This is a genomic window from Gryllotalpicola sp. CP2-P1, assembly GCF_057512245.1.
The window spans coordinates 1-2858 of sequence record NZ_JBLRDT010000257.1 but is presented as its reverse complement, the minus strand read 5'-3'; the positions used below and the strand labels follow the sequence as shown (position 1 = coordinate 2858).

The following is a 2858-nucleotide window of genomic DNA, read 5'->3' as shown; positions in this document are numbered from 1 at the left end:
GCCGCCGCAAGGCCGAGCTCGAGGTCTGCCTTGAGGTCGTCGATGTTCTCGAGGCCCACCGAGAGGCGCACGAGGCCCGGCGTGACGCCGCTGTTGAGCTGCGCCTCCGGCGAGAGCTGCGAGTGGGTCGTCGACGCCGGGTGGATGACGAGCGAGCGCACGTCGCCGATGTTCGCCAGGTGGCTGAACAGGTTGAGGCCGTCGACGAAGGCCTTGCCCGCGTCGACGCCGCCCTTGAGCTCGAACGACAGCACGGCTCCCGCGCCGCGCGGCGTGTACTTGTTCGCGGCGGCGTACCACGGGCTGGTCGGCAGGCCGGCGTAGTTGACGGATGCCACGTCGGGGTGGCGCTCGAGGAACTCCGCGATCTCCTGTGCGTTCTGCACGTGCCGCTCGACGCGCAGCGAGAGCGTCTCGAGCCCCTGGATGAGGAGCCACGCCGAGATCGGCGCGATCGCCGAGCCGAGATCTCGCAGCAGCTGCACGCGTGCCTTGATGATGTAGGCGAGCGCGTCGCCGACCGCCTGCGTGTACTGCACGCCGTGGTAGGACTCGTCGGGCTCGCTGAGACCGGGGAACTTGTCGGCGTGCTGCGACCACGGGAAGCGGCCGCCGTCGACGATGACCCCGCCGATCGTCGTGCCGTGGCCGCCGAGGAACTTCGTCGCCGAGTGGATCACGAGGTCGGCGCCGTGCTCGATCGGGCGCAGCAGGAAGGGCGTCGCGATCGTGTTGTCGACGATGAGCGGCACGCCGTTCGCGTGCGCGATGCCCGCGACGGTCTCGATGTCGAGCACGTTGATCTTCGGGTTGCCGATCGTCTCGGCGAAGAACAGCTTCGTGTTCGGCCGCACCGCGCGGCTCCACTCGTCTGGGTCATCCTGGTCGACGACGAAGGTCGTCTCGATGCCGAGCTTGGCGAGGGTGTACTTGAACAGGTTGTAGGTGCCGCCGTAGATCGAGCTCGACGAGACGATGTGGTCGCCCGCCTGGGCGATGTTCAGCACCGCGAAGGTCTCGGCCGCCTGGCCGCTCGCGACGAGCAGCGCGCCCGAGCCGCCCTCGAGCGCGGCGATGCGCTCTTCGACGACCGCCTGCGTCGGGTTCTGGATGCGCGTGTAGATGTTGCCGAACTCGGCGAGGGCGAACAGGTTCTTCGCGTGATCCGAGTCGTTGAACACGTACGACGTGGTCTGGTAGATCGGCGTCGCGCGCGCGTTCGTCGTGGGGTCGGGCGCAGCGCCCGAGTGGATCTGCTTGGTCTCGAACTTCCACGTGGTGGGGTCGGCGGTCATCGATGCTCCTGAGGGGATGGGTCGCGGTGTCGAAGCGAGGCTAGGAGCAGGCATCCGGCACCGCAATCGATACGACATACGCCGTCACGCAACCCGTCACGCCGGGTCACGAAGCCGCGGCGCGCGGGGCGGGCGGATGCCTACGCCGGAGCCCGGCGCTGGTGGAACAGCCACTTCACCCGCGGCTCGACCAGCGGGTGGAACACCTTCCGGATGAACGGCTGAGAGAGCAGCACCGACACCGCGATCGACAGCGCGACCATGCCGGCGAGCACGGGCACGTTGGAGTGGTCCTCGAGCCACCCCGACTCGCGGATCGGATAGAGGAAGAAGGTGTGAAGCAGGTAGATGTACATCGTCGCCGAGCCCCACTCGGTGAAGAAGGTGTGCCGCCGCGGCACGAGAACGAGCACGGCACAGGTCATGACGAGGGCGAGCGCGATCACGAGCAGGCGCACGAAGCCGGCCCACCACTGGTCGTAGCCGAAGCTCGAGTACTCCTCGTCGAAGAGCAGGAAGCGCCGCACCAGCAGGTCGCGCCACGCGTCGATGCCGAAGTACATCGTGACGCCGGCGGTGACGAGCAGCGCGGCCGCGACCGCGCGCACGGGCCAGACCACCGCGCCGCGGGCGGCGATCCACCAGCGGGCGTAGTGGCTGCGGCGGCGCAGCTCCCACCCGAGCACGAAGAACGGCAGCAGCGCCGCGACGCGGGCGAGCGACAGCGTGTCATCCGCGCTGCTGGCATAGCCCGAGACGAACGAGACCAGCACGCTGATGAGGAACGGGAACTTGAGCATCGCGAGGTAGGGCAGCACCAGGCGCCAGATCGCGAGGGCGATGAGGAACCACAGGGTCCACCTCGCGCTCGTGTAGTCGAGCTTGAACGGATGCCCCGGCTCGACGGCCCACTGGATGACGATCCAGATCGTCTGGAAGATCAGATAGGGAATGACCACATCGGTCAGAAGCCGCTTCAGCTGGCGGCCGTTCGGCGGGTCGGCCTTTGCGAAATAGCCGCTGACCAGGACAAGAACGGGCACCTGGAACGTGTAGACGAAGAGGTAGAAGGCGTAGGCGACGTCGCTGGCCGAGATCAGCTTCAACGTCGCGTGGCCCATGATCACGAGGGTCACCGCCACCCAGCGCGCGTTGTCCCAGAAGGGGACGCGCTTCGTCTTGGGTGCCGGTTGCCTTGCCGTCTCCGTCGCCGTCATCGCCATCAACGGTACGGTGCCCGCTTCACAGCCTCCACAATTGAGCCATGAGCGAGGTAAAGCGCGTCGTCGTCACAGGGGCCAGTTCGGGAATCGGGGAGGCGACGGCGCGGGCCTTCGCCGCGCGGGGCTGGAAGGTCGTCGGCGTCGCCCGGCGGGCCGACCGGCTCGAGGCGCTCGCCGCGTCGGGAACCGGCATCGACACTTTCGTCGCCGATGTGACGAGCGAGGCGGATGTCGCGGCCCTCGCCGCGTATCTCGGCGAGACCGGCCCCGTGCACGCGCTCGTGAACAACGCGGGCGGCGCGCGTGGCTCGGACGCGGTCGACGCGCTCTCGATCGACGA

3 protein-coding genes are annotated in these 2858 nt (G+C 68.3%); 1 reads left to right on the top strand and 2 read right to left on the bottom strand.

Annotated elements, in window-relative coordinates; translation table 11 throughout:
* Both ACM2XV_RS13875 and ACM2XV_RS13870 read right to left on the bottom strand, forming a co-directional pair.
* Positions 1-1295: bifunctional o-acetylhomoserine/o-acetylserine sulfhydrylase (locus ACM2XV_RS13875; protein WP_487027349.1), on the bottom strand; the 1295-nt coding region annotated here is incomplete at its 3' end.
* 140 nt (positions 1296-1435) lie between these two features.
* Entirely contained in the window at positions 1436-2512 is a 1077-nt protein-coding gene (locus tag ACM2XV_RS13870) for an acyltransferase family protein (protein ID WP_344774472.1), read from the bottom strand.
* A 47-nt stretch (positions 2513-2559) separates the two neighbouring features.
* On the opposite strand from ACM2XV_RS13870, the gene ACM2XV_RS13865 reads away from it, so the two are divergent.
* Positions 2560-2858, top strand: a 299-nt coding sequence (locus ACM2XV_RS13865) for an SDR family oxidoreductase (RefSeq protein WP_487027348.1), incomplete at its 3' end; no start/stop codon positions are given.

What these genes read in the sequence shown, in the direction of transcription:
- ACM2XV_RS13870 (WP_344774472.1), bottom strand. Translation starts at nt 2,512, where the DNA reads ATGACGGCGACGGAGACGGCAAGGCAACCGGCACCCAAGACGAAGCGC.